The sequence below is a fragment of the Sphingomonas sp. NIC1 genome (genome assembly GCF_001638925.1).
Taxonomy (GTDB): domain Bacteria; phylum Pseudomonadota; class Alphaproteobacteria; order Sphingomonadales; family Sphingomonadaceae; genus Sphingomonas; species Sphingomonas aquatilis.
Genome location: NZ_CP015523.1, coordinates 17,289 through 41,286, shown reverse-complemented (window position 1 = coordinate 41,286; position 23,998 = coordinate 17,289). Strand labels below are relative to the sequence as shown.

General features: G+C 64.4%; 19 protein-coding genes and 6 pseudogenes. 11 read left to right on the top strand and 14 right to left on the bottom strand.

The genetic code is table 11. The annotated features are described in order from the left end of the window. Nucleotides 1–2: 2 nt before the first annotated feature. From A7E77_RS16455 to A7E77_RS16420, 8 genes and pseudogenes are all read left to right on the top strand, one after another. Nucleotides 3–598 (top strand): annotated as a pseudogene (locus A7E77_RS16455) (c-type cytochrome). A 25-nt stretch (nucleotides 599–623) separates the two neighbouring features. After that, nucleotides 624–1,349, top strand: a complete 726-nt coding sequence (locus A7E77_RS16450) for a PepSY domain-containing protein (protein WP_226341937.1) — start codon at nucleotides 624–626, stop codon at nucleotides 1,347–1,349. A gap of 171 nt (nucleotides 1,350–1,520) precedes the next feature. Further along, nucleotides 1,521–1,886 (top strand): DUF305 domain-containing protein, encoded by a 366-nt coding sequence (locus A7E77_RS16445; RefSeq protein WP_018251211.1) that lies wholly within the window; start codon nucleotides 1,521–1,523, stop codon nucleotides 1,884–1,886. A 65-nt stretch (nucleotides 1,887–1,951) separates the two neighbouring features. After that, the gene (locus A7E77_RS16440; RefSeq protein WP_017980778.1) at nucleotides 1,952–2,404 is read left to right on the top strand and encodes a DUF411 domain-containing protein; all 453 of its coding nucleotides are present in this window, start codon (nucleotides 1,952–1,954) and stop codon (nucleotides 2,402–2,404) included. An 897-nt stretch (nucleotides 2,405–3,301) separates the two neighbouring features. Then, a complete protein-coding gene (locus tag A7E77_RS16435; RefSeq protein ID WP_018251210.1) occupies nucleotides 3,302–4,519 on the top strand; it encodes a TolC family protein in 1,218 nt (405 codons plus the stop codon). Then, a pseudogene (locus A7E77_RS16430) lies at nucleotides 4,516–6,014 on the top strand (efflux RND transporter periplasmic adaptor subunit). Before A7E77_RS16435 ends, A7E77_RS16430 begins: the two are co-directional and overlap by 4 nt. Further along, nucleotides 6,011–9,146, top strand: a pseudogene (locus A7E77_RS16425) (efflux RND transporter permease subunit). The pseudogenes A7E77_RS16430 and A7E77_RS16425 overlap by 4 nt, the downstream one beginning before the upstream one ends. Beyond that, the gene (locus tag A7E77_RS16420) at nucleotides 9,146–9,472 is read left to right on the top strand and encodes a copper-binding protein (RefSeq protein WP_017980774.1); all 327 of its coding nucleotides are present in this window, start codon (nucleotides 9,146–9,148) and stop codon (nucleotides 9,470–9,472) included. The pseudogene A7E77_RS16425 and the gene A7E77_RS16420 overlap by 1 nt, the downstream one beginning before the upstream one ends. A gap of 21 nt (nucleotides 9,473–9,493) precedes the next feature. Here A7E77_RS16420 and A7E77_RS16415 read toward each other — a convergent pair whose 3' ends face one another. Further along, nucleotides 9,494–10,261: a glutaredoxin family protein gene (locus tag A7E77_RS16415; protein WP_017980773.1), complete on the bottom strand. Its 768-nt coding sequence runs from the start codon at nucleotides 10,259–10,261 to the stop codon at nucleotides 9,494–9,496. A gap of 63 nt (nucleotides 10,262–10,324) precedes the next feature. Between A7E77_RS16415 and A7E77_RS16410 the strand changes: the two genes are divergently transcribed. Then, nucleotides 10,325–10,789 carry a MerR family DNA-binding protein gene (locus A7E77_RS16410; protein WP_226341936.1) on the top strand — a complete coding sequence of 155 codons (465 nt, stop codon included), beginning with the start codon at nucleotides 10,325–10,327 and terminating at the stop codon, nucleotides 10,787–10,789. 51 nt (nucleotides 10,790–10,840) lie between these two features. Here the strand turns inward: A7E77_RS16410 and istB are convergent, their stop codons facing one another. The 5 genes and pseudogenes from istB to A7E77_RS16385 all read right to left on the bottom strand — a co-directional run bounded on the left by istB (nucleotide 10,841) and on the right by A7E77_RS16385 (nucleotide 15,509). Continuing rightward, the gene (istB, locus tag A7E77_RS16405; protein ID WP_062127353.1) at nucleotides 10,841–11,569 is read right to left on the bottom strand and encodes an IS21-like element helper ATPase IstB; all 729 of its coding nucleotides are present in this window, start codon (nucleotides 11,567–11,569) and stop codon (nucleotides 10,841–10,843) included. Beyond that, nucleotides 11,556–13,067, bottom strand: coding sequence for an IS21 family transposase (gene istA / locus A7E77_RS16400; protein ID WP_078462179.1), 1,512 nt, complete (start codon nucleotides 13,065–13,067; stop codon nucleotides 11,556–11,558). Before istA ends, istB begins: the two co-directional genes overlap by 14 nt. Nucleotides 13,068–13,182: 115 nt before the next feature. Next, nucleotides 13,183–13,614 (bottom strand): annotated as a pseudogene (locus A7E77_RS16395) (DJ-1/PfpI family protein); the annotation flags it as partial. A gap of 31 nt (nucleotides 13,615–13,645) precedes the next feature. After that, nucleotides 13,646–14,784, bottom strand: a pseudogene (locus A7E77_RS16390) (glutathione-independent formaldehyde dehydrogenase). A gap of 305 nt (nucleotides 14,785–15,089) precedes the next feature. Next, nucleotides 15,090–15,509: a GlcG/HbpS family heme-binding protein gene (locus tag A7E77_RS16385; RefSeq protein WP_063690229.1), complete on the bottom strand. Its 420-nt coding sequence runs from the start codon at nucleotides 15,507–15,509 to the stop codon at nucleotides 15,090–15,092. 222 nt (nucleotides 15,510–15,731) lie between these two features. Here A7E77_RS16385 and A7E77_RS16380 point away from each other — a divergent pair, with 222 nt between their 5' ends. Further along, nucleotides 15,732–16,658: an IS110 family transposase gene (locus tag A7E77_RS16380; RefSeq protein ID WP_078462358.1), complete on the top strand. Its 927-nt coding sequence runs from the start codon at nucleotides 15,732–15,734 to the stop codon at nucleotides 16,656–16,658. A gap of 61 nt (nucleotides 16,659–16,719) precedes the next feature. Here A7E77_RS16380 and A7E77_RS16375 read toward each other — a convergent pair whose 3' ends face one another. The 5 genes from A7E77_RS16375 to A7E77_RS16360 form a co-directional block, all read right to left on the bottom strand. Further along, nucleotides 16,720–17,013 carry a putative quinol monooxygenase gene (locus A7E77_RS16375; RefSeq protein ID WP_063690226.1) on the bottom strand — a complete coding sequence of 98 codons (294 nt, stop codon included), beginning with the start codon at nucleotides 17,011–17,013 and terminating at the stop codon, nucleotides 16,720–16,722. Between the two features lie 111 nt (nucleotides 17,014–17,124). Continuing rightward, complete coding sequence (locus A7E77_RS16370) at nucleotides 17,125–17,865, bottom strand: SDR family oxidoreductase (protein WP_063690222.1); 741 nt, start codon at nucleotides 17,863–17,865, stop codon at nucleotides 17,125–17,127. Between the two features lie 13 nt (nucleotides 17,866–17,878). Further along, nucleotides 17,879–18,061 (bottom strand): hypothetical protein, encoded by a 183-nt coding sequence (locus A7E77_RS17810; protein ID WP_151895509.1) that lies wholly within the window; start codon nucleotides 18,059–18,061, stop codon nucleotides 17,879–17,881. A gap of 10 nt (nucleotides 18,062–18,071) precedes the next feature. Further along, nucleotides 18,072–18,368, bottom strand: coding sequence for a putative quinol monooxygenase (locus tag A7E77_RS16365; protein WP_063690219.1), 297 nt, complete (start codon nucleotides 18,366–18,368; stop codon nucleotides 18,072–18,074). Nucleotides 18,369–18,439: 71 nt separating this feature from the next. Continuing rightward, nucleotides 18,440–19,234, bottom strand: coding sequence for a type 1 glutamine amidotransferase domain-containing protein (locus A7E77_RS16360; protein ID WP_063690385.1), 795 nt, complete (start codon nucleotides 19,232–19,234; stop codon nucleotides 18,440–18,442). A gap of 113 nt (nucleotides 19,235–19,347) precedes the next feature. Here A7E77_RS16360 and A7E77_RS16355 point away from each other — a divergent pair. Next, nucleotides 19,348–19,749, top strand: a pseudogene (locus A7E77_RS16355) (LysR family transcriptional regulator); the annotation flags it as partial. 32 nt (nucleotides 19,750–19,781) lie between these two features. Here the strand turns inward: A7E77_RS16355 and A7E77_RS16350 are convergent. From A7E77_RS16350 to A7E77_RS16340, 3 genes are all read right to left on the bottom strand, one after another. After that, complete coding sequence (locus tag A7E77_RS16350) at nucleotides 19,782–22,760, bottom strand: Tn3-like element ISMpo10 family transposase (protein WP_012449407.1); 2,979 nt, start codon at nucleotides 22,758–22,760, stop codon at nucleotides 19,782–19,784. Nucleotides 22,761–22,764: 4 nt separating this feature from the next. Next, on the bottom strand, nucleotides 22,765–23,349 hold the full coding sequence (locus A7E77_RS16345) for a recombinase family protein (protein ID WP_010339849.1): 585 nt from the start codon (nucleotides 23,347–23,349) through the stop codon (nucleotides 22,765–22,767). Nucleotides 23,350–23,482: 133 nt separating this feature from the next. Next, on the bottom strand, nucleotides 23,483–23,959 hold the full coding sequence (locus tag A7E77_RS16340; RefSeq protein WP_010339850.1) for a YkgB family protein: 477 nt from the start codon (nucleotides 23,957–23,959) through the stop codon (nucleotides 23,483–23,485). Nucleotides 23,960–23,998: the final 39 nt, after the last annotated feature.

The following is a 23,998-nucleotide window of genomic DNA, read 5'->3' as shown; positions in this document are numbered from 1 at the left end:
CGATGGAGGAACAGATGGCTCAAGACGGCAGGCGCTCGATAAGGCAGCACTTCCCGAGCCTGCCGTTCGTAGGCGCCCTGGCGATCGTCCTGGCGCTGGGCGCAGCCGCGTTTATCTACCTTGGCGTGTATAACATCGCGGCCGACGAACCGCACACGCCGGCGGTCTATTCAATGCTCGAACGCCTGCGCGATCGGTCGATTGAGGCACGCGCGCGCGGCATAACACCCCCGGCCGATCTGGCATCGGCGCAGCGCGTGTCAGTCGGCGCGGGCCTTTACGGAGAAATGTGTTCCGGTTGCCATCTCGGCCCCGGCGTCGAGAAATCCGAGATGAGCCAGGGCCTCTATCCACAGGCGCCGGAACTCGCGCGCGCTCAAGATCTCACCCCCGCCCAGCAATTCTGGATCATCAAGCACGGGGTGAAGCTCAGCGCCATGCCGGCATGGGGCAAGACGCATCCCGACCCCTAATTTGGAATATGGTCGCGTTCGTCCGCAAGCTCCCCGGCATGACGCCCGAACAGTATAAGGCACTGGTCGCGAGCGCCCCGGCCGATCACGACGAGATGATGAAGGACATGCCGGGTATGAAGTGACCCCGGCGACGAGGTTGAGGGAGGAGTGGTTCTGAAAAGCGCGAAACTGAGGCTGCATCTACTCGCGAGCCGCACGCACAAATGGCTCGCGATCATCATCGGCGCGCAGCTCCTGCTATGGTTCGCAAGCGGCGCCCTGATGAGCTTCCTGCCGATCGATCGGGTGCATGGCGATCACCTCGTTGACCGCAAAGCCGCGGCGCCCCTTCCCCGCGGCAGCACGTTCGCCCCACCATCGGCGATCGTAGGCGCAGCAGATGCGCCCATCGAGGCCATCACCTATCGCATGTGGCTTGGCCGCCCGGTCGCCGAGGTCGCGACAGCCAAGGGAACGCGCCTGTTCGACGCCGCGACGGGCCAAGCGCTGCCAGCACCAACGGCTCGTGAGGCCGAGGAGATCGCGCGTTTGGCATGGCGTGGCGGTGCTCGACCAGCGGCGAAGGTAGAGCGGATCGAGCGCGCCAGCCCCGAATATCGCGGCACGCTCCCCGCCTGGCGCGTCGCGTTCGCCGACCTCGATTCCACCCGCGTCTTTGTCGCGGCCGACACCGGTCGGATCTCGGCTGTCCGAACCGGCACTTGGCGGCTCTACGACTTCTTCTGGGGCCTTCACATCATGGATTGGACGAATCACGAGAACTTCAACACGCCCTGGCTGCTCGCCTTCGCGATCGGTGGGCTTGCGCTTTGGTTAGGGGGGCAGTGCTTCTCTACATGCGATGGCCCAAAACGCGGCGTCGCAACATCGTGATCGAGGCATAATATACGCGGCTCAGGAGCGTAGCCCTCGGAAATAAAGTCCTGTTTCCTGACAATTTCTCGCGCGTTCTAGCACCCCGGGTGAGGGATAGCCGCCTCGCACGCGTAGAAGTCTTAGAACCCAGGGAGATCAATAATGCGCTTTGCACCAACATTCGCAGCTTTGGCGCTGCTCGCCACGCCCGCCCTCGCGCAGCAGAGCGGCGGAATGCAGGGCATGAACCACGGTCAGATGGCCGGCATGAACCACGACGACATGGCGGGCATGATGGCCGGCAATCCCTACGGCCAGGCCGAGATGGACATGCATCAGAAGATGATGGCGGCCAAGCAGGGCGACGCGGCCGAAATGTGGACGCGCAAGATGATCGAGCATCACCGAGGCGCCATCGCCATGTCGCGCGTTGCGGTGCGTGACGCGCGCGACGCCGAGACCAAGCGCATGGCGCAGATGACGATCACGAAACAGGAAAAGGATATTGCCGAGCTGCAGGCGTGGCTCAGCAAGCACGGCAAGCGCCCGCAATAAGGGAGCGCTGCCCGCCCTGTCGATCCCCTACCCCCGGCAGGGCGGGGATTTCCTTTTAGGAGCTGATGATGAAGAATGGTGTTCGTGGCGCCGTCGCCGCCTTGCTAATGACCATCCCAGCGGTCGCATCGGCCGCGGCCGACATCGCCATGCACCGCGATCCGGGTTGCGGCTGTTGCGAGAAATGGGCGGCGCAGGTGCGTCAGCAGTTCGGCCGCAAGGTCCAGATCATCGACGATGATCGCCGTGAGGTGCTGCAGCGTAAGATCGGCCTGCCCGCTGACCTCGCGTCCTGCCATACCGCGATCATCGACGGCATGGCGTTTGAGGGACATGTCCCGATCGCGGACATGAAGCGCGCGCTGGCCCAGCATCCTAAAGGCGTGCGCGGCTTGGCCGTGGCCGGAATGCCGATGGGCTCACCGGGCATGGAGGTGCCCGGCATGAGAACCCAGCCCTATGACGTCATTGCGTTCGGTGCCGCTGGCCGGCGTGTCTTTGCTAGCCACGGCGCCTAAACGACAGGTTGTCTTGTGAGCGGCAAATCTTCCCCGGCGCTTCATGCCGGCACTACGGCACCCGGCAAACCACCCGTATTGACCTCGGCGTTGACAATTGGGATAGTATCCGGGTGTTGAAAGCTCGTCTTTCTCTCTTGCTTCTTGTTGGAGCGTTGCTTGGCCTTTTGGGCCAAGGAATTGCGTATGCGGCCGGCCCATCGCTCTCACCCAAGATGGCGATGAGCCATGTCACCCCATCCCGCATGGATTGCGCGGGTATGGCGACCCCGGATCCGTCATCGGAACACCCATGCAAAGGACTGACGCTGGCGTGTATCGCCCAAATGGGATGCGTTGTTCCCATGACGTTTGAGGAGCCGGCAAGAGTGCTGAAGCGCTCGATCGCATCTCAAATCGTTATCTGGCCTGCCAGCCGGGCACTTGCCGGCCTCAAGGTCGCTCCCGAGCCCGAACCGCCTACCGTTTGATCGAGTCAAACCGTGTCAGGCTGCAGCCGTTCGCCGGTTGCGGCTCTGCCGATTTTAAATCTCGATCAAATTGGAAAGTGACATGAAAACGTTCATCTTGGCGGTATTTGCCGCTAGCCTCGCCGCGTCGGCAGCGACGGCGGCCACATCTGAAAATAAAAGCAATGGTCATTGGGAGTGGCGTTCCAATTACCAGCCGGGCCCGCGGGCGCCGCTTCAAGCCCCACGTCGCGTATGGGTTACGGACGTTCCCCAGTCGAGCGCCTGCGTGTGCCCGATGATGGAACGCGGTCGCGACGCCTGCATGTCAATGAAGGGCGGCCAGTCAACTTAAGCTGGCGAGCCTGAACAGGTGCCGGGCTCCGATCAACCATTTGGAGCCCGGCCATCATTATGACATGAAGGGACTAGAGGGATGCGCGCATCCATGATGCTCGCGGTCGCCGCGCTCACGACGAGCGCCGCGCACGCGCAGACACTTACCTATGACCAAGCGCTGCGCGATGCGGTTGCCAACGCCCCGGGAGCGGTTGCCGGTCGCGCGGGGGTCAGCGCCGCCCAAGCCGATGCACGTGCGGCGGGAAGCCTTCCGGACCCCCGTGTGTCGATCGGAATCGAGAATTATCCTGTCTCTGGGCCACCCGCCTTCTCCCTATCCAGAGACGACATGACGATGGGGCGTGTCGGTTTCCAACAGGACCTACCCAACCTTGCCAAGCGTCATGCCGCGCAAGCGCAGGCACGCGCCGTGATCGCAACGGCAGAAGCATCGCAAGCGACCAAGCTCCGGGAGGTGCGATTGGGAGCGGGGCAGGCATGGATCGACCTTGCTTATGCCGAGCGTCGACTAGCTGCCCTCGACACCGTTCTGCTATTTCTTCGATCTCTCCCTTCCGCTGCGCGGGCCGCCGTGACGACCGGTTCGGTCCGCCCTGGTCAGACACTGACGACCGATCAGGAGATCGCGGCACTCGACGACCGCCGCGACGAGTTGATGGCCGCCGTTGCGCGCGCCCGCGCGATGCTGGCTCGCTGGACCGGCGTATCGGCGCCCGAGATTGCCGGCGATATGCCCGCGATCGATCTGGCTCCGGCGCGGCTGCGGGACGCGCTCAGCCTTCACTCCGACATGGTTCTCGCCGAGGCCGGTATTCAGCGCGCCCAGGCCGACGTGGATGCGGCGCGAGCGGAGAAGCGACCCGATTGGGGGGTAGAGGTAGCTTATCAACGCCGTGACCCCCGGTATGGCGACATGGTGTCGGCGGGAGTTTCGATGAGCCTGCCGCTGTTCGCTCGATCGCGTCAGAACCCGCGCATCGAAGCCCGCAAATCCGCACAGGCGCAGGCCGAGGCCGCGCGCGAAGAAACCCGGCGCACATTGGCAGCCGATCTGGAGGCCGCGCTGGCGGACCACCAAATGCATCACAGCCAATGGCAGCGCGCGCGCGACGTGCTCCTTCCGCTCGCTCGGAAGCGAGCCGATCTGGAGATAGCGAGCTACTCTGCCGGTCGCGCGAGTCTTGCGGATGCCATCGAAGCCAAGACCGCGCTCGCCGACGCCGAGCTGACCGTGCTCGACCGTGAGGCGCTCGTCGCCGCAGACTCTGTCCGCCTCACCATTACCTTCGGGAGCGCCGATCGATGAGCGACACTACCATTACCCGCGCCCGCCTTGTCACCGCGGTAAGCGCGCTGGTGCTGGTCGCAGGGGGCGTGGGCTTCGGGCTCGCGAAACTTGGCACGTCCTCGGCTGCCGATCAAACGGCATCCCCAGCCCCGCAGAAGAAGATCCTCTACTGGTATGATCCGATGATCCCGGGGGAGCGGCACGACGGCCCGGGTCTCTCGTCGATGGGGATGAAACTGATCCCCGCTATGCCGACGAGGGCGCAGGCGGTAGCGCCGCACCGGGCGTAGCGATCGATCCGGCCAGCCTCCAGCGGCTCGGCGCGCGGATCGTCACGGTCGAACGCGGATCGTTGTCAAACTCGGCCTCGGCAACCGGCAGCATCGAGTTCAATGACCGCAACGTTGCGGTCGTGCAGGCACGCAGCGGCGGCTTCGTTCAGCGCGTCTATGCGCGCGCGCCAGGCGATGTCGTGCCGGCAGGCGCCCCGCTCGCCGATATCCTTGTGCCCGAATGGGCGGGCGCGCAGGCGGAGTATCTCGCCGTGCGCCGCACCGGGGATGCCGGGCTCACGCGGGCGGCACGAGAGCGCCTGTTGCTTCTCGGGATGCCCGCCGGATCGATTGCATCGGCGGAGTGGCGCGGCCGACCGCAAGGTGTGACGACGATCAGCACGCCCGTGGGGGGCGTCATCAAGACGCTCGGCGTCCGACAGGGGATGACGGTCGCGCAAGGACAGACACTGGCGGAGGTGAACGGCCTCGCCACCGTGTGGCTGAACGCGGCTGTCCCTGAGGCCCTCGCAGGAAACCTGCGGATCGGCACGCCCGTCATCGCCACGCTGGCGGCTTTCCCGGGCGAAAGCTTCAGGGGCCGCATCGCTGCGATCCTGCCCCAGGCCGAGGCAGCGAGCCGCACGCTCACAATCCGCGTCGAGCTCCCCAACCGTGCCGGCCGGTTGCGCCCCGGTATGTTCGCCAGCGTGGCGCTCGACCAGGGGAGCCGCGATGCACTCCTTGTTCCGAGTGAGGCCGTGATCCGGACCGGCCGGCGCACACTCGTCATGTTGGCAGGGCCGGGTGGACGCTTTCGACCCGCCGAGGTTCGCACTGGCGCAGAAGGCGGCGGCAAAACCGAGATAGTCGCCGGCCTGACCGAGGGTGAGAAGGTTGTGGCGTCGGGCCAGTTCCTGATCGACTCCGAAGCGAGCCTCGCTGGCCTCGATGCGCGTCCGATTGGTGTCGAAGCGTCACCCGCAACAAAGCCGGCCGTGAAACCCACCGCGTCGATCTACGAGACGGTCGGCAGCATCGAGGCGATCGATCGCAGTTCCGTCACCCTGTCCCATCAGCCCGTTCCGGCGATCGGCTGGCCGGCCATGACAATGACGTTCCGCGTCGCCGATCCCGCGTTGGTGCGTGGGTATCGCAAGGGTGAGCGGGTGCGGTTCGGCTTTGATCAACCCGCCGATGGTCCAACGCTGCGCCGCATGACGCGCGAGGCTGGGCGATGATTGCCGCGATCATCCGCTGGTCGGTCGCGAACCGCTTCCTCGTCGTCCTGGCGGCCATCGCGCTCGCCATGGCCGGGGTGTTCGCAATGCGTGCCACCCCGTCGATGCGCTCCCCGACCTGTCCGACACGCAGGTCATCATCCGCACGAGCTGGCCGGGCCAAGCCCCGCAGATCGTCGAGAACCAGGTGACGTATCCGCTCACCACGACGATGCTGTCCGTGCCTGGCGCGAAAACCGTGCGCGGCTATTCGTTCTTCGGCGACAGCTACGTCTATGTCCTCTTCGAGGATGGGACCGACCTCTATTGGGCGCGCTCACGCGTGCTGGAGTATCTGAGCCAGGTGCAGGGACGGCTTCCCCAAGGCGCGCAGGCCGCGCTGGGTCCTGATGCGACGGGGGTCGGCTGGGTCTATGAATACACGCTGTTGGACCGCACCGGCCGCCGTGACCTGTCGCAGCTCCGATCCTTGCAGGACTGGTTCCTACGTTATGAACTGAAAACGCTGCCCGGCGTTGCGGAGGTGGCGAGCATCGGCGGAATGGTGAAGCAATATCAGGTGCTGCTCGACCCGACGCGGCTCGCCGCATTCGGTGTCACGCACACTCAGGCCGTCGATGCCATTCGCCGCGCCAATCAGGAGGCCGGCGGGTCCGTCCTCGAGCTGGGCGAAGCCGAATATATGGTGCGCGCGTCAGGTTACTTGCGCACCGTCGACGATTTCCGCGCGATCCCGCTCAAGGTCGCCGGTGCCGGCGTCCCCGTTACCTTGGGCGACGTCGCGTCGATCCAGATCGGCCCCGAGATGCGCCGCGGCATCGCCGAGCTGAACGGCGAAGGCGAGGTCGCGGGCGGAGTCGTCATCCTGCGTCAGGGCAAGAATGCACGGCAGACGATCGAAGCCGTCAAGGCCAAGCTCGCGGAACTGAAAGCGAGCCTTCCCCCGGCGTCGAGATCGTCACCACCTATGACCGCTCGCAATTGATCGACCGCGCGGTGGAGAATTTGACGGGCAAGCTGATCGAGGAGTTCGTCGTCGTCGCGATCATCTGCGGGTTGTTTCTGTGGCATGTCCGGTCTGCGCTGGTCGCGATCGTCACCTTGCCTCTGGGGGTGCTCGCGGCCTTGCTCGTCATGCGTGTGCAGGGGGTGAACGCCAACATCATGTCTTTGGGCGGTATCGCCATCGCGATCGGCGCGATGGTCGATGCCGCGATCGTGATGATCGAGAACGCGCACAAGCGGATCGAGCGATGGGAACACGACCATCCGGGCGTGGCGCTGGCGGGCGAGGAACGCTGGCGCGTCATCACCGAGGCCGCGGCCGAGGTCGGGCCGGCGCTGTTCTTCAGCCTCGTCATCATCACGCTGTCGTTCGTGCCGGTGTTCACGCTCGAAGCGCAGGAGGGACGGCTGTTCGCCCCGCTCGCCTTCACCAAGAGCTATGCGATGGCGGCAGCGGCGATCCTGTCGGTAACGCTCGTGCCGGTCCTGATGGGATGGCTGATCCGGGGACGCATTCCGGCCGAGAACGACAACATTATCAACCGCGTGCTCACCCGTGCCTATCGCCCGGCGCTCGACCGCGTGTTGGCGCGGCCTTGGGCGGCGATCGGCATCGCCGCCCTGGTACTGGCGACGACGGCATGGCCGCTGACCCGATTGGGTGGCGAGTTCATCCCGACGATGGATGAGGGCGATCTGCTCTACATGCCGTCCGCGCTTCCCGGCCTTTCGGCCGCGAGCGCCTCGGCCCTGCTCCAGCGCACAGACCGGCTGATAAAAACCGTTCCCGAGGTCAAAACCGTGTTCGGCAAAGCCGGGCGCGCCGAGACCGCGACCGACCCGGCACCGCTCGAGATGTTCGAGACGACCATCCAATTCAAGCCGCGCGATCAATGGCGCGCGGGGATGACGCCGGCAAAGCTGGTGGAGGAGCTGGACCGCACAGTGCGCGTGCCCGGCCTCACGAACGTATGGGTGCCTCCGATCCGCAATCGGATCGATATGCTCGCGACCGGCATCAAGAGTCCCATCGGGGTGAAAGTGTCGGGGTCCAACCTCTCCGAGCTGGACCGCATCGCCGGCAGCATCGAACGTGTCGCCAGGACCGTGCCGGGCGTCAGCTCGGCATTGGCAGAACGGTTGACCGGAGGCCGCTATGTCGATGTCGATATCGATCGGGTGACCGCGGGGCGCTACGGTCTCAACATCGCCGATGTGCAGGAGATTGTGTCCGGCGCGATCGGCGGCGAGACGATCGGCCAGACGGTGGAGGGCCTTGCCCGCTACCCGATCAGCGTCCGCTACCCCCGCGAGCTGCGTGACAGTCTGGAGGGACTGCGAACTCTCCCAATCGTCACCGCATCGGGTCAGCAGATCACACTCGGCACCGTCGCATCCGTGTCGATCGCGGAAGGTCCACCGATGCTCAAGACGGAAAATGGTCGAATCTCGACATGGGTCTATGTCGACGTGCGCGGGCGCGACCTGGCCTCCACGGTCGCCGATCTGCGCCGTGCTGTTGGCAAAGATGTTCGGCTCAGCCCCGGCGTCTCGATCGCCTATTCCGGACAATTCGAGTATCTGCAGCGTGCCGAGGCTCGGTTGATGCTCGTCGTGCCGGCGACACTCGCGATCATCTTCCTTCTCCTCTACCTTACCTTCGGTCGCCTCGACGAGGCGGCGCTTATCATGGGCACACTGCCCTTCGCGCTGACCGGCGGCATCTGGACATTATGGCTGCTCGGCTATGCGCAATCGGTCGCCACAGGTGTCGGGTTCATCGCGCTCGCCGGCGTGTCGGCGGAGTTCGGCGTCGTCATGCTGATCTACCTGAAACACGCATTGGCCGAGCGCGGGCCGTCACCGTCGGGCGAGCAAGTATCGGAAGCGATCAGGGAGGGCGCGCTGTTGCGGGTACGTCCCAAGGCGATGACCGTCGCTGTCATCGTCGCCGGGCTGTTCCCCGTGCTGATCGGGCATGGCGCCGGATCGGAGGTGATGAGCCGGATCGCCGCGCCGATGATCGGTGGAATGCTGACCGCCCCTTTCCTCTCCATGTTCATCCTGCCAGCCGCCTACTTGCTCTTGCGGCGGCGAGCTTCAACCCGCCCCGAAAGGAAGATCTGATGAAAGCCACTTTCTCCATGCGCGCCGCATTCATGCTACTAGTCACGCCGATCGCAGCGAGCGCTCTTGCTCAAGGCAGCAGGCCGGCTGCATCGGCTGTAAAATCCGGCAGCGGATCGGGGACGATCACTGCCGTCGACGCGAAAGGTGGAACCGTAACCATCAAGCACGGCCCGATCCCGACGATCGGCTGGCCCGCAATGACGATGACCTTCCGGGCATCCCCCCCGACCCTGCTCAAGGGACTGCGGTCGGGGCAGCGGGTCGCATTCACCGCCAAGGCGAAGGGTATGACGGCAGAAGTTACGGCGATCAGCCCGCATTGACGACGCGTGCCGACCTTCGCGTCAGTGCGCCATCGCCAGCACGGGCGGCGCAGCGATCATCCACAGCGCCATCGCGACCATCATCAGGTTTTCGGTGAGCGAGATGAAGCCGAGCGGCACGTTGCTGTCCCCGCCCACGCACGCGCATTTCAGCTCACGCTTGTCGATGTAGACGGCCTTGAACACCGACACCGCGCCGATCGTACCGATAACGAGCGCGACGGGCACCGACAGCCAGGTCAACGCGCCGGCTGCCATCAGGACGCCCGCCGCTCCTTCCGCGTAGGGATAGACATAGGAATAGGGCACCCAGCGCTTCGCGAGCAGATCGTAGTTGAGGAACATGCTCGAGAAGCTCTCGACGTTCTGGAGCTTGAGCATCGCCAGAGCGCACATCGAGAACGCGATGAACCATTCACCCGCCCGCACCGTGAAGGGCGTGCCGAGTACCGCATAGCTGGCGGCGAGCGCCATCAGCGCCGTCATCGCGAACACGGCAATCACCGGGCGATAGGTGACGGCCTTGGGGTCGCGGACCATCTTGCCGAAGAAGCGGCGCAGATCGTCATAGCCGCCGACCCGCTCCCCGGCGATAAAGATCTGCGGGGTCGTCTTGACGCCGTGCTTCGCCTTGAAAGCGTCGGTTTCTTCCCGCGTCATCAGCCAATGGTCATCGACCGCATAGCCTTCCCGGCGCAGAAGATCCTTCGCCTTCAGCCCGAAAGGGCAGGTATGTTCCGGCATCACCATCCGGTAGATCGTCGCCTGTTTGGCGGGGGCGCTCGCCATGCCGCTTCTCCAATATCCTCGCCCCGCCTATATAGGGTCCGTACCATAGTACGGACTCAAGGCATGACCGGCATGACGATCGCGGCGCTCGCGCGCGAGGGCGGCGTCGGCGTCGAAACGGTGCGCTACTATCAGCGTCGCGGTTTGCTGGACGAGCCAGACCGGCCGACCGGGGCTGGCGCCGGAGGCGGCATCCGGCGCTACGGCACCGATGACGCCCGCCGCCTTCGCTTCATCCGCTCGGCGCAGGCAGCCGGTTTCACGCTCGAGCAGATCGGTGAGCTTCTGGCGCTGGATGCGACCGACGATCGCGCCCGCGCGCGCCAGCTCGCGGGCGAGCGCATTGCCGAACTGGATGCGAAGATCGAGGAGCTTGAGCGGGTGCGCGCCTCGCTTCGCCGGCTCGCTGTCAATCGGCGTCCAAAAAGGACCCCCTATCGGCGTGCAAAAGGGACCCCCTTCGTCGAGCAGCGTAACGGGTATGACGGGCGCACTGTTCGTGCTGGTTGCGGCGTAGGGCGGGCGTAGCCCGACCGGAGGCGAACCAGCACGAAGCGTTCTCTGCCGGTGCCCCAGGCTTCAGCTTCGATGTTTGAAGCGCCAGCTGTCGTTGCCGGTTTCGACGATGTCGCAATGGTGGGTAATGCGGTCGAGCAGCGCGGTGGTCATCTTGGGGTCGCCAAAGACGGTCGGCCACTCACCAAAGGCCAGGTTGGTGGTGACGATGACCGAGGTCTTCTCGTAGAGCTTACTGACGAGGTGGAAGAGCAGTTGACCGCCCGAGCGTGCAAACGGCAGGTAGCCAAGCTCGTCGAGCACCACGAGATCGAGGCGCGAAAGCTGGGCCGCCAGCGTGCCGGCCTTGCCGAGGCGCGTTTCCTCCTCGAGCCGGTTCACCAGGTCCACTGTGTTGAAGTAGCGTCCGCGGGCGCCGGCTCGTACCACATTGGCAGTGATGGCGGTGGCGAGATGCGTCTTGCCGGTACCCGTTCCACCGACCAGCACGACGTTGCGTTGGCCCGGAAGAAACGAGCCGCTGTACAGCGAGCGCACCAGTCCCTCGTTGATGGGAGTGTCGCCGAAGACGAAGGCGTCGAGGTCCTTCACCGCGGGTAACCTGGCGGCCGACATCCGGTAACGGACCGAGGCTGCATGGCGGTGCGTCGCCTCGGCACGCAGCAGGTCGGTCAGGACCTCCATGGTCGTGCGCTTGCGCTGGAGACCGGTAGTGACCGCCTCGTCGAAGGCGCCAGCCATGCCCTTCAGCCCCAACTCGGCCATGGCCGTCATCATCTCATGCCGCTGCATGGAGACCTCGCAGGCTGTCATAGCGGTTGCAGTCGGCACGGGGCGGATGGCGCAGCGCCAGATCTTCTGGCGTGACAATAGTCAGCGGTCGCGGCGGTTCGCGCCGGCGGGCCAGGATGTTGACGATGACGTCGTCGCTGGCGACGCCGGCCAGCAATGCTTCGCGCACGGCCACTTCTACCGCCTCCAGCCCGTCGTCGAGCACCGCTGCCAGCACCCGCACGAACCGCCGGTCGGCATCGTCGCCGGTGCCAAGCTTGCGCCGCAGTCGTGCCAGCGCAGGCGGCAACTCCCAGCCCTGGAACGGTGCGCCGTTGCGCAGGGCACCCGGCTTGGTCACCAGCACCGGCAGATAGTGCCACGGGTCGTAGATGGTCCGGTCGCGGCCGAAGAACCGGGGATGGTCGGCGACGACTTCACCGTCGCAGCGCACGACGATGCGGTCGGCATAGGCGCGGACCTGGACGGCACGTCGCACCACCCTGGCAGAAACGGAATAGCGGTTGCGGTCGAAGCTGATGAGGCATGTGCCGCTTACCGCATGCTCGCTCTCGTGGAAGCCGTCGAAGGGTGCGACAACAGGCTGGAGCACCGCCCGTTCTGCTGCCCATGCCTGGGCGACTGTCAGCTCCTTCTGCTCGGGATGCTGGTGCAACTCTGCCCAGCGCCGACACTCCGCCTCCAGCCAGCCGTTCAACTCCTCGAGGCCGGTAAATCGCAGGCGCGGCTGGAAGAAGCGACCGCGTGCGGTCTGCACCTGGTTCTCGACCTGACCTTTCTCCCAGCCCGACGCCGGCGAGCAGGCGGTCGGCTCGACCATGTAATGGTTGGCCATGACCAGGAAGCGACGGTTGAAGACCCGCTCCTTGCCGGTGAACACGCTCGTCACCGCCGTCTTCATGTTGTCGTAGATGCCGCGCGTCGGCACGCCTCCGAAGAAAGCAAACGCCCGTGCATGCGCGTCGAACAGCATCTCCTGTGTCTCGCGGGGATAGGCCCGCACATACATTGCCCGCGACGCGCACAGCCGGACATGCGCGACCTTCACGCGCATCGGCTTGCCCGAGATCTCGACGTCCTCGTGGCTCCAGTCGAACTGGTAAGCCTCGCCCGGCCGGAACAGCAGCGGGATGAACGCCGGCGCATTCATCACGTCGCGACGCTGCGCCTGCCGCCAGCGCGCCGCATAACGGCGAACCGCGTCGTACGAGCCATCGAACCCCTCGCGTAGCAGCAGGTCGTGGATGCGCGTGAGGCGCAGCTTCTCGCGCCGCGGCCGTGCCTCATCTTCCTCCAGCAACGCATCCAGTCGCGCCTGAAACGGCCCCAGCTTCGGCAGCGGCTGCACCTCTCGCCGATAACCCATGTCCGCTTCCGGCGCCCGGATCGCCTTGCGCACCACCTTGCGCGACAGGTGCAGGTCCCGCGCTATCGCCTTGATGGCCTTGCCCGACGCGTGCTCGCGCCGGATCCTCAACACCGTCTCCAATACCAGCATCCCGATCTCGCCGCCTGACACACCGCCAAGCGAACAGCCTAGAACACCAGGATGAGGGGTCCCTTTTCGACGCCGATCACCCCGCTAACGGGGTCCCTTTTCCACGCCGATCCACACCGCCGGCGTTCTCGATATCGACCTTCAGCGTCGGGTAGGACGTCAAGGTGCGACCCTTAAGCACGCCCGCCTCGATCAATGTCCAGGGTGCATGGCATATAGCCGCAACAGGTTTTTTCTGATCGAAGAAAGCCCGGATGAAACCAATTGCCTCGACGCTGCCGCGCAGCTTGTCGGCACCGACAGTCCCTCCGGGAACAACAAGTCCGTCGAAATCGTCGGCTTGCACCTCGGAAAACGTCTTGTCGATAGTATAGCTGGCGCCCTCGTCAAGATCGCTATTGACTGTGCGAGCCTCGCCCGGTTCAAAACCGACCACGGTCACTTCGCCACCAGCGTCCTCGACAGCTTGCTTGGGCTTCAAGAATTCTGGTTCTTCCGTCCCGCGGGGTGCGATCAGAATGGCAACCGATTTGCCTTCCAAAGTCATAATCTATTTCCTGTTCCCTCGAAGACTAAGGTCAGGTGCCCGGCTTGAGCACGACCTTCGTCCAGCCAACATCGCGCTCGTCGAAGTGCTTGTAGGCGTCTGGTGCCTGATCAAGCGGCAGTCGGTGCGAGATGATTTGGGCGGGATTGGCCCGGTCTTTCTCGATAAGCTTCATCAGTCGCCGGTTGTAGTGCTTTACGTTGCACTGGCCGGTGCCGATCTTCTGGCCCTTGAACCAGAAGTTGCCGAAGTCGAACGCCATCTTGCCTTCCTTCTGGAGATCGTCAGGTGCGTTCGGGTCTTCCGGAATGAACACGCCGACGACGCCGATTCCGCCGGTGGCCTTCGTGCTTTTGACGAGGCAGTTCATCGTGTAGTTGCTGCGCTCCTTGCCGTGGCGATCGCAACACTGATATCCGACCGCCTCGACCCCCGGTCGGTCCCGAGGCCGCCGGTCGCGTCAAGGATCTGCTGGGCGGGATCGCCCTTGCGCATGTCGATCGGAATAGCACCCATCGCCTCGGCCAGTTTCAGACGGTCATCGTGAGAATCGACGACAAAGATCTGAGAGGCGCCGCGGATTTCCGCCGAGTGCGCGGCCATCAAACCGACCGGACCGGCGCCGTAGATCGCAATGCTTTCGCCAGGAAGGAAACCTGACAGTTCGACGCCATGCCACCCCGTCGGGAAGATGTCGGAGAGCATGACATAGTCATCCTCCTTCTCCTCAGCGTCCTCAGGCAGCTTCAGGCAATTGAAGTCCGCATAAGGGACGCGCATCAACTCGGCCTGACCACCTTGCCACGGACCCATCTCGGCAAAGCCATACGCTGCGCCGGCGGTTCCAGGGTTGGTCGTGAGGCAGAAACCCGTCAAACCGCGTTCGCAATTTTCGCAGAAGCCGCAACCAACGTTGAACGGCATGCACACGCGATCGCCCTTCTTGATGCGATCTACGGCAGAACCGACTTCGATGACCTCGCCAAGGTTTTCGTGGCCGAAGACCCTGCCCTTCTCGAAGCTGGTACGGCCTTCATACATGTGAAGGTCCGACCCGCAGATATTGGTCGTGGTGAGCCGGATGATAACATCGGTCTGCTTTTCGATCCTGGGATCGTCAATGGTATTAACAGAAACATCTTTGGGCCCGTTGTACACGACAGCTTTCACGGATCTTTCCTTTCGCAGCTCTTTTCAACGCGTCATCAGATCGGGAGCGTGGTCATGATCCTGTTCATAGCAACGGCGGAGGACATGGCACCTTTCAAGTGATCGCAGTTTACTCAATCTTCCGCCACCGGAGAGGTTCCGTCGCGTTGGGGCCATCCTGAAATGGATTCACGGCCGCTTTCTGAATGACCGGGCCAGAACGGCCGAATAACGTGCTAAACGGAGGCGACCCGCGACGAGCGCGAGGCGCGCCCGCCGCTGTCGATTGAGCCGGCACCGCCGCGCCCGGCACCGCGCTCAAGGGCTCAGCCGCGCGCGAACGCCTGCGCCGCCGCCTCGGCCACGCCCTGGTCCTGCTTGCCGTTGCCGCCCGACACGCCCACCGCGCCGATCACCGTCTCGCCCTCCTTGATCGGCACGCCCCCGGCGAAGATCATCACCTTGCCGCCGTTGGAGGCATGGATGCCGTAGAAGTCGGCGCCCGGCTGGGCGAGCTTCGCCAGCGCCTTGGTCTCGACGTCGAACGCGCGCGCCGTCCATGCCTTGCTGATCGCGATGTCGACGCTGCCGCGCCACGCATCGTCCATCCGCGCGAACGCCAGGAGGCAGCCGCCCGCGTCCACCACCGCGATGTTCGACGGGCTGCCGATCCGCTCGGCCTCCGCGATCCCCGCATCGATGATCGTCCGCGCGTCGTTCAGGTCGAGTGTCTGGATGGTGTGCATGACGTGTCTCCGTGGCCAGTTCGGGGAAAACCGCTCAACACCGCCGCGCCCGCCCCCCCCCTGTCTGATGCGACGGTGGTATGAAGGTGTTGCGGAAGGGAGCCCGTCCCCCCCGAGGGTCTGGAGCCCGATAGGGAGCAAGGGTCCCTTCCGCGTTGGTCACAACCCTGAACAGTTGCTTGGGACTGCTGATCCCGCACGACATGGACAGGAGCCTATACCATGCCACAAGCCGTCATCGGCTGCGACCTTTCGCGTGCCGTCATCGACATTTGCGAGCTGCCATCAGGCCGGATCGGGCAGATCGCCAATACACCCGAGGCCATCGCCGTCTGGCTCGACACGCTCGACCGCGACATCCGCCTCGTCTTCGAGGCGACCAGCGGCTGCGACGGCGACCTGATCGCTGCGCTGGCGACACGCGGCCATCCCTTCTCGCGCGTCAATCCGCGTCAGGCGCGCGAGTTCGCCAGAGCCACCGGGACGCTGGCCAAGACCGACCGCGTCGATGCCCGCGTGCTCGCGCAGATGGGCGCGGCGCTGGACCTGCCCGCTACCATCCCGCTCAGCCCAGCCCGTTCGCGCCTGGCCGATTTCCTGCGTCGTCGCAGACAGTTGGTCGACATGCGCAAAGCCGAAAAGCTGCATCGCCACAGCGCAGGTCAGCCCGAAATCGTACAAGCCATCGAGGCCATGATCGACCTGCTCAGCCAGCAGATTGCCCAGCTCGACCACCAGATCGCAGGCTTCATCGCCCAGGATCAGGCCCTGTCCGAACAGGCCCGGCTGCTGACGGCTGTTCCCGGCATCGGGCCCACCGTCCTCGCCACCCTGCTCGGCGAACTTCCCGAACTCAGCACGCTGTGCCGTCGCAAGATCGCCTCGCTCGCAGGCCTGGCCCCGCACGCCCGCGAAAGTGGCACATGGCGCGGCGCCAGGCGCATCTGGGGTGGACGGCGAAAGGTCCGCGAAGCCCTCTACATCGCCGCCCTCAATGCCTCACGGCGCATTCCCGTCCTCACCGCCATGCGCGACAGGATGCGCGCCAAAGCCAAGGCCCCAAAGACCATCCTTATCGCCGTCGCACGGCAACTCCTCGTCATCCTCAACGCCATGATCCGTAAGCGACAGCCTATCGCCCTCGGGTGAACATCACAGTTGCCCCCACGCGGGCGATGAGAGCGAAGCGCTAGGGTGCCGACTGCTCCCGCTATTTCGCGGCCAGCAGGGTGAACTTGTGAATCTGCGGCTGTTCGGAAAACAGTTCGTCCGCCTTGTCCATCAGTGCGGCGGCAACCTTGCCGTCAAGATGGGCCTGCCGATCCTCCTCCGTGTCGAACGTATCGAAGATCGAGTATGCACCGGGACCTTCCTCGATGGCATACCAGGTCAGAGTGCCCGGCTCAGCTTGAACGAGCGGCAATGCCGAGGTCAGGAAATCGGCGACATCGCGCTCCTTTCCGGGCTTGGCCTTCAGTGGAACATACAGGGCAAGTTTGGGCATAAATCACTCCTCAAGTGAAACGGACAGATATCATTCGGCAAAGTAACGGACGAGCGGGCCGGCACGTTCCCCATGAGGCGGAGCACACGCGGCCCCGCCTCCTCGTCGAAATCAAAACTCCTGCGCGGTCGGCCGGATGACGATCGCGTTGACGTCGACGTCATCAGGTTGTTCGACGGCGAACGCGATAGCACGCGCCACCGATGCCGCCGGGATGGCCTGCTTGTAGAAGTCCAGCACCGTCTCGGCAGCCGTACCCGACGTCGTGAACTTCAGGTCGCTTTCGACAGCTCCGGGCTCGATCGACGTGACCCGGACCTTTTCCCCCACCTCGTGGCGCAAGCCCTCGCTGATCGCGCTGACGGCGAACTTGGTGCCGGAGTAGACCGTGCCGCCCGGTGCGAAGACCTTGATGCCCGCAACCGAACTCAGGTTGATGATGTGGCCGCTGCCCTGCTCCAGGAAGCCGGGAAGGGCCGCGGCGATGCCGTAGAGCGTGCCCTTCAGATTGACGTCGATCATCTGGTCCCACTCGTCGGTGTTGACCTCGGCCATCGGACGGATCGGCATCAGACCGGCGTTGTTGATCAGTACGTCGAGACGGCCGAAGTCGGCGACGATCGCGGCGACGACCGACTGGACCGCCGACTTGTCGGTGACGTCGAGCGCATAGGCGCGTGCCGTTCCGCCGTTCTCGGCGATCTGCGCGACGACCTCGTCGAGCTTGTCCTTGCGCCGTGCGGCGATGGCGACCTTCGCACCGCGTTCGGCGAGAAGCCGCGCGGTTTCCGCGCCGATGCCGGTGCTGCCGCCGGTGATGAGAACAACCTTGCCTTCGATACCTTTGGTCATGACTGTGTTTCCTTCACTTCAGATGTTGATTGTTTCGCTGGGTCGCGGCCCCGCGCCAGCGGTAGCCGCGTGGATGAACGAGGCTCATAAGGCCCAGGCGAAGCGCAGGTGCCAACAGGCCGATCATCCGCAGCTCCTCTATGTAGAACGGTTGTGCCAGCAGCGCCGACCCCACCCACTCTTTAAGCTTGCCCATGGCAGCACCCCTAGGTCGCGGAGACGGGGTTGAGGACGAACGCGCCGCGCTCGGCCAGATCGCCGATCTGAGAGAGGTAGTTTTGGAAGTGGGGCGTCGCGCGGTGGGCGGTAACCGCATCCGCGTCCGCGTACAGCTCGTCGAGGACGAAGCGGTTCGGATCGCTCTGGTCCTGCCAGAGATCGTAGCGCAAATTGCCCGGTTCGGCACGGCTTGGCTTTAGCATGGCGTCGAGCAGAGCGCGCAGGCGGTCGACGGTATCCGCACGCGCGGTGAGGACGGCGACGATCTTCACGTGGGCGGTCATGGCACCATATCCTGTCCTGGTTATATCCGAAGCGGGGCGCATCCTGAGCGCCCCGCCCGTCATCCTGGTACTCACGCAGCGGCGCGATCGAGGGCTTCGATCAAAGCGTCGGCCATGGCTCGGTCCGACGCCGGATTCTGACCCGTGATCAGTTCCCGGTCCACGACGACATTCGAAGCGAAGTTCTTGTCGGTGACAGAGACGTCGCCACCGGCCGACCGCAGCGCCCTTTCCATGTCGAAGAAGAGCTCGCCCTTCAGCACTTGCTCCTCAGCGATCTTTTCCTCGCTCGCCGAAAAGACTGTCATGCGGTAGCCTGAGTAGATCCAGTCTCGCGCCAGGTCGGCCGCGCCAGCGTCATCGCCTTCCTCCAGCGCCTTGCGGAAGGCCGGAGCATCGTCGAGCGTAGAGACAACGGCCACCGGTCCGTGGCAGAGGAGCGCGGTCGGCTTGGCCGCCGTGTGGAAGTGACGGAGGATCGTGCCCGCATCGCGGTCCTGCATCAGATCGACGATGGGCGCGTGACCTCCCGGCACGAACACGCCAACGAAGCCGTCCAGACCCTCGTCGACAACCGATTTCAGCGTGCGGACGTCGTTCATGGCCGGGTGGCTGGCGAAGAAGTCCTTGGCGCGCTGGTATGCCGCCTCATCACCGCCGAAGTGGTCCTTCGTGTCGGAGCCGGCGTCGATGTGCGGCTTGGTCCCGTTGGGCGTAGCGAGAACAATATCATAGCCGGCGTCGAGCAGTGCCAGCGCGGGGACTGCCGTCTCGTTGAGATACTGACCGACCGTTGCGGTACTGCCGCTACGCAGACCGAGCTGTGTCGCGTTCGATCCGAGAACGAGAACCTGACCCTTGCTCATCTGAACCTCCATGTTCGCGGCGCCCGTCGCCGATGGATGGGAAATGGGCCTCGTTGATATATTCTAGAAGTTTATCTTTTTGATGTCAGATATACGTCTGACAGGATGACTGCATGCGCTACGATCTGAACCTGCTGCCGATTTTCGTCGCGTTGATGGAGGAGCGCAGCGTCACGCGGGCCGCCGAGCGAATGGGCATGACACAGCCCGCCCTGTCTAATGCCCTATCGCGTCTACGACTGATGCTTCAGGACCAACTGTTCGTCCGCGAGCGCTACGGCATCCAGCCGACCCCGATCGCGCTTGAACTCTCACCGCTGATCGCCGAGGCACTCGCCCAGCTCGACGACGCGGTCCTCGGTCAGCAGGCCTTCGACCCCGCACAGGCCGAACGGCTCTTCACGATCGCGCCAAACGGCTATGTCGAGTTCGTCCTCGTCCCCGCTATCGTGGCGCGCTTGGAGAAGGTCGCCCCCGGCATAAAGCTTCGTCTGACGCCCTACGGGAACGATCTTGGGTCGGTACACAGAACGGACCCAGATATACGCTAAGGTTTTGCCGTGCCTTCGACGGCGCGCATCTGGCGAAGCGGTCTGAGCGCGGTGGATGGCGCATCGGGATCGGTCCAGAGGTAATCGCCGGTGAGATTGATATGCTGCCAACCGAGCGGTGATAGGTGTTGCAGCAGGTCCGGCGGGACCGGCCGGCCGAGGTTGGCGAGATGCATCCGGGCGGCTTGCAGGTAGGTCGTGTTCCACAGGACGATGGCACCGGCGACGAGGTTCAGCGCGCTCGCCCGATGGCTTTGGGCTTGCAGCGCATGATCGCGGATACGGCCGATGCGATGGAAGAAGATGGCGCGTTTCAGGGCATTTTCCGCTTCTCCCTTGTTGAGTTCGCGGGTGGCGCGGCGACGCTGTTCGGGCTGCTCGATCCAGTCGAGCGTGAACAGGGTACGCTCGACGCGACCGATCTCGCGCAACGCCAGTGCCAGGCCGTTGGCGCGTGGATAGGAGCCGAGCCGTTCCAGCATGATCGAGGCGCTGACGACGCCTGTGCGGATCGAGGTTCCCAGTCGCAGCACGTCGTCCCAGTGTGCCTCGATCAGACCTTCGTCGATGCGGCCCGCGACCAGCGGCGCAATATCGGGGCCGGGTTCGATGCCGTTAAACAGGTGCAAACGGCGTGCGGCGATATTCGGGATACGCGGCGCGAACCGGAACCCAAGCAGATGACATAGCGCGAACACATGGTCGGAGACGCCCCCGCCATCGACGTGATGCTCTTCGATGTGCAGATCGGCGCCGTGGTGGAGCAGCCCGTCGAGCACCTGTGCCGCCTCGCTCGCCGAAGCGGAGATAACTGTGGAATGGAACGGCGCGTAGCGATCCGAGACGTGGCTGTAAAAGGAGACAGCCGGCTCTGTCCCCTTGTGCGGATTGACTGCGCCGGTTGCCTGGGCGCGGCGGTCGAGCGGAAAGTTCTGACCGTCTGAGCTGGACGAGGTGCCGGACCCGAACAGCGCGGCCAGCGGCGCGGTGTGTTGGGCGTCGACAAGCCGGGCGAGCGCGCGACCGTAGGTTTCCTCGCGCAGATGCCATGAGGCGAGCCAACCGAGTTGGCGCTGGGTCACGAGATTGCAGGCTTCCGCCATGCGCGTATGGCCCAGATTGGTGGCATCGGCGAGCACCGCCGTGAGGATCGCACGTGGTTCATCCGCGGCACGGCCACTTTGCAGATGCGTGAAGCACTGGCTGAACCCGGTCCATCGATCGACTTCGGCAAGAAGGTCGGTGATGCGGATCGCGGGCAGATGCGCATAGAGCGGCGCAAGGGCGGTATCGGATTCCTCGGGAGTAATCGCCTTCAAGGGCGAAATCCGCAGCCTGCCCAAGCTGAGCTGCACGTCTTCCAGCGCGTCCGTCTCCGCCTTTCGCTCGACCTCGGCCAATCGACGGGCGAGGCGGGCGCGTCGTTCGGCCAGCCAGATATCGGCCGTATCCGGTGCCGGTATCGGCAAGGGGCCGGCCGCGCGCATGTTGGCGAATACGGGGGCAGGAATGAGTTGCTGCTCGACAGCACGATAGCGTCGGCTTCCCTCGACCCACATGTCGCCGGCGCGAAGCCGGTCGCGAAGCTCGACCAGCACGCACAATTCATAGATCCTGCGATCGGGAATGCCGGTGCCGATCGCCCGACGCCAAGCTTGCCGGATGAAGCCGACTGGCGTGCCTGCAGGCAATTTGCGCAGATGACCAAAATGAAGGTCGCGCATGATCGCGACCGCTCGCGCGAGCGCATGGCAGGCTGGCACCGCCCCGAATGTGAACGAGGCGATGAACGAGGGACCGACCTGTCGGAGGACGGGGTAATTGGTCGCGGCGACCGCGACGGGATCGACCGAATCGGGGCGGATCAGCTTGCGGGCTTCATCGACCTCGCGGCCGAGATCATTCCATCCGATCGCTGCCTCGACCGCAGCGCCGATATCGCCACCTGATATCTTGGCGGCGAGCAAGGCAGCGCCGAGTTGGGCAAGCAGCCGGATTTTGCCGTTGATGGTGCGCCGGTTGCGCTTGAGTGTCGTGTCCGCGCTGTTCTGTTCGCGCCGGAACATCTGCCCAAGCAGGCGATCGAACATCAGCACCGCATCGTCGGTGAGGGTAACGATGGTTTCGAGGATGGTCGCCACCAATGTGGCGCGACGCCGCGTCGCTTGCAGCGTCCGAACATGTTGCGCGGTCAGCCGCACGCCTTCCTGGCACAGGCGTCGGAGGCGCTCGGGATGGACGCCTACGGCGATATCCGGATCGATCCCGATGGCCCGAAGCAGTGTCAGTCGCTCGATGATGGCGGCGAATGTCTTTCGGCCGGGCTTGCCGGGTGACTGCCGCACCCAGGCCAGATCGCTCAAGTTCGTGCCTGTGTGGGGCAGGAGAAGCGCATCGAGCAGCCGGCGCTGTCGAGCATCGAGTCCTCGGGTCAGATGCTCGGCGACATGGCGTTCGGCATCGAGCAACGCCTGTGCGACCATCCGCTCGACCGAACTGATGCCCGGCACAATGATGCGCCGTCGCCGGCACTCATCCAGCATCACGCGCGCCAGCCTAGCCCCGCTGGTCGTCGTCAGCGCGATCGGCAGGAGCCATTCCTGCAACGTCGTTCGCAGCGGCCGACTGAGCGGCATGAAGCCGAATGCATCGCGCAGTGCATCGAGCTGTTCGTACCGGGTCGGGCCGCGCGTCGCGTAGTCGGCCAGCACCTCGGGTCCGACCTGCAATTGCTCTGCGACGAACGCGAGCGGCGTATCAGGGATCAGTTCACCGGGTCGCAGGAAACGGCCAGGATAGCGCAGCGCGCAAAGCTGGATCGCGAAACCCAGCCGGTTATGCGGTCGCCTCCGGCGGACGATGATGGCCAAGTCGTCCCGGCTCAATGTCCAGTGCTGGACGAGCAGGGTTTCGTCGTCGGGAAGCGCGAGCAACGCCGCGCGTTGCTCGTCCGACAGGACGGCGCGACGCGGCATCGGCTTAGACCTTGGCCGGTGCGGTCCAGCCGATCCGGGCAAGCGTGCCGAGAAGGGTCGAACGCGGCACCTTGAAGGTCCGGCAGACGGACGCCTTGCTGGCCCCGCCATCCAGCGCGGCGGTGATCCGCTCGAGCGTTTCGGCGTCGATCATCGGCGGGCGGCCACCTTGGCGTCCCCGGCGTTTGGCAGCAGCCAGTCCCGCCATCACCCGTTCGCGCGTGAGCGCACGCTCATATTGTGCCAATGCACCGAACAGCGAGAACAGCAATTCGCCGTGCGGCGTGGTCGTATCCATCTGCTCGGTCAGCGACCGGAACGCGATGCCGCGCGCCTTCAGATCGGTGACGATCGTCAGCAGGTGCGGCAGCGAGCGTCCGAGCCGGTCGAGCTTCCACACGATCAGTGTGTCGCCCGCGTTCAGATAGTCGAGGCAGGCTTTCAGGCCTGGTCGGTCGTCGCGCGCGCCGGATGCCTTGTCGGTATGGAGATGCCGATGATCGACCCCGGTTGCGACGAGCGCGTCCCGCTGGAGATCGACCGTTTGGCGGTCATCGGTCGTTGACACCCGCATATATCCGACCAGCATGTACGACAAACCCTCGAAAGCATGTTTTCGAACACCCTATCAAAGCGACAGGGTTTGTCGATCGTTATGGGCTGAGGCGGGTATGGTTCGGCAAAAGCGCAGGTCCGGAGCGTCGCCTATCACCTGTTTGCCGTCACGCGTCTGCTGTCCGTATGGACGCAAGTAGAAGGCACGCTGATGCCGCAAGAAGCACCAGGTCCTTCAACAGGAACTGTCCGGTTCCGGCCGAAATCGCCGGGAACCCGCCAGCGGTCGGCTCGGCGACGCCAGGCGTGCTCAGGAAAAACGTCAGTGTCACGGCATAAGTCAGGCATGACATCGCCGCGCCGAGAGCGGAGGCCGTCTTGTTGAAAGCACCGATAATCAGCGCAGCGGCCGTCGCGAGCTCGACGGTGCCTATAAAATAGCTTCCACCCTGCACCCCAAAAACGGCCGGAATCCAGCTCATGATCGGACTGTTCTTCATCAATGGCGCGATGCCCATCGCTTCATAGCTCGTGAATTTCATGCAACCGAACCAGAGAAAGATGACCACCAGCGCCCAGCGCAGCAACGCGAGAGACCCGCGAGAGCCGGTCGTCTTTTCAGCTATGTGTAATGTCGAAAACATGGTGCCTCGCTTTCATCATGGCGCATGACCTGCCTTCAT

Excerpts from the sequence above, each read along its gene's own strand:
- istA (WP_078462179.1), bottom strand. The coding sequence starts at position 13,067 with ATGCTGGTATTGGAGACGGTGTTGAGGATCCGGCGCGAGCACGCGTCG.
- A7E77_RS16365 (WP_063690219.1), bottom strand. The coding sequence starts at position 18,368 with ATGACCGCCCACGTGAAGATCGTCGCCGTCCTCACCGCGCGTGCGGAT.
- istB (WP_062127353.1), bottom strand. The coding sequence starts at position 11,569 with ATGCAGCGGCATGAGATGATGACGGCCATGGCCGAGTTGGGGCTGAAG.
- A7E77_RS16435 (WP_018251210.1), top strand. The coding sequence starts at position 3,302 with ATGATGCTCGCGGTCGCCGCGCTCACGACGAGCGCCGCGCACGCGCAG.
- A7E77_RS16380 (WP_078462358.1), top strand. The coding sequence starts at position 15,732 with ATGCCACAAGCCGTCATCGGCTGCGACCTTTCGCGTGCCGTCATCGAC.
- A7E77_RS16350 (WP_012449407.1), bottom strand. The coding sequence starts at position 22,760 with ATGCCGCGTCGCGCCGTCCTGTCGGACGAGCAACGCGCGGCGTTGCTC.
- A7E77_RS16375 (WP_063690226.1), bottom strand. The coding sequence starts at position 17,013 with ATGCCCAAACTTGCCCTGTATGTTCCACTGAAGGCCAAGCCCGGAAAG.
- A7E77_RS16340 (WP_010339850.1), bottom strand. The coding sequence starts at position 23,959 with ATGTTTTCGACATTACACATAGCTGAAAAGACGACCGGCTCTCGCGGG.
- A7E77_RS16410 (WP_226341936.1), top strand. The coding sequence starts at position 10,325 with ATGACCGGCATGACGATCGCGGCGCTCGCGCGCGAGGGCGGCGTCGGC.
- A7E77_RS16360 (WP_063690385.1), bottom strand. The coding sequence starts at position 19,234 with ATGAGCAAGGGTCAGGTTCTCGTTCTCGGATCGAACGCGACACAGCTC.
- A7E77_RS16345 (WP_010339849.1), bottom strand. The coding sequence starts at position 23,349 with ATGCTGGTCGGATATATGCGGGTGTCAACGACCGATGACCGCCAAACG.
- A7E77_RS16385 (WP_063690229.1), bottom strand. The coding sequence starts at position 15,509 with ATGCACACCATCCAGACACTCGACCTGAACGACGCGCGGACGATCATC.
- A7E77_RS17810 (WP_151895509.1), bottom strand. The coding sequence starts at position 18,061 with ATGGGCAAGCTTAAAGAGTGGGTGGGGTCGGCGCTGCTGGCACAACCG.
- A7E77_RS16415 (WP_017980773.1), bottom strand. The coding sequence starts at position 10,261 with ATGGCGAGCGCCCCCGCCAAACAGGCGACGATCTACCGGATGGTGATG.
- A7E77_RS16370 (WP_063690222.1), bottom strand. The coding sequence starts at position 17,865 with ATGACCAAAGGTATCGAAGGCAAGGTTGTTCTCATCACCGGCGGCAGC.
- A7E77_RS16420 (WP_017980774.1), top strand. The coding sequence starts at position 9,146 with ATGAAAGCCACTTTCTCCATGCGCGCCGCATTCATGCTACTAGTCACG.
- A7E77_RS16440 (WP_017980778.1), top strand. The coding sequence starts at position 1,952 with ATGATGAAGAATGGTGTTCGTGGCGCCGTCGCCGCCTTGCTAATGACC.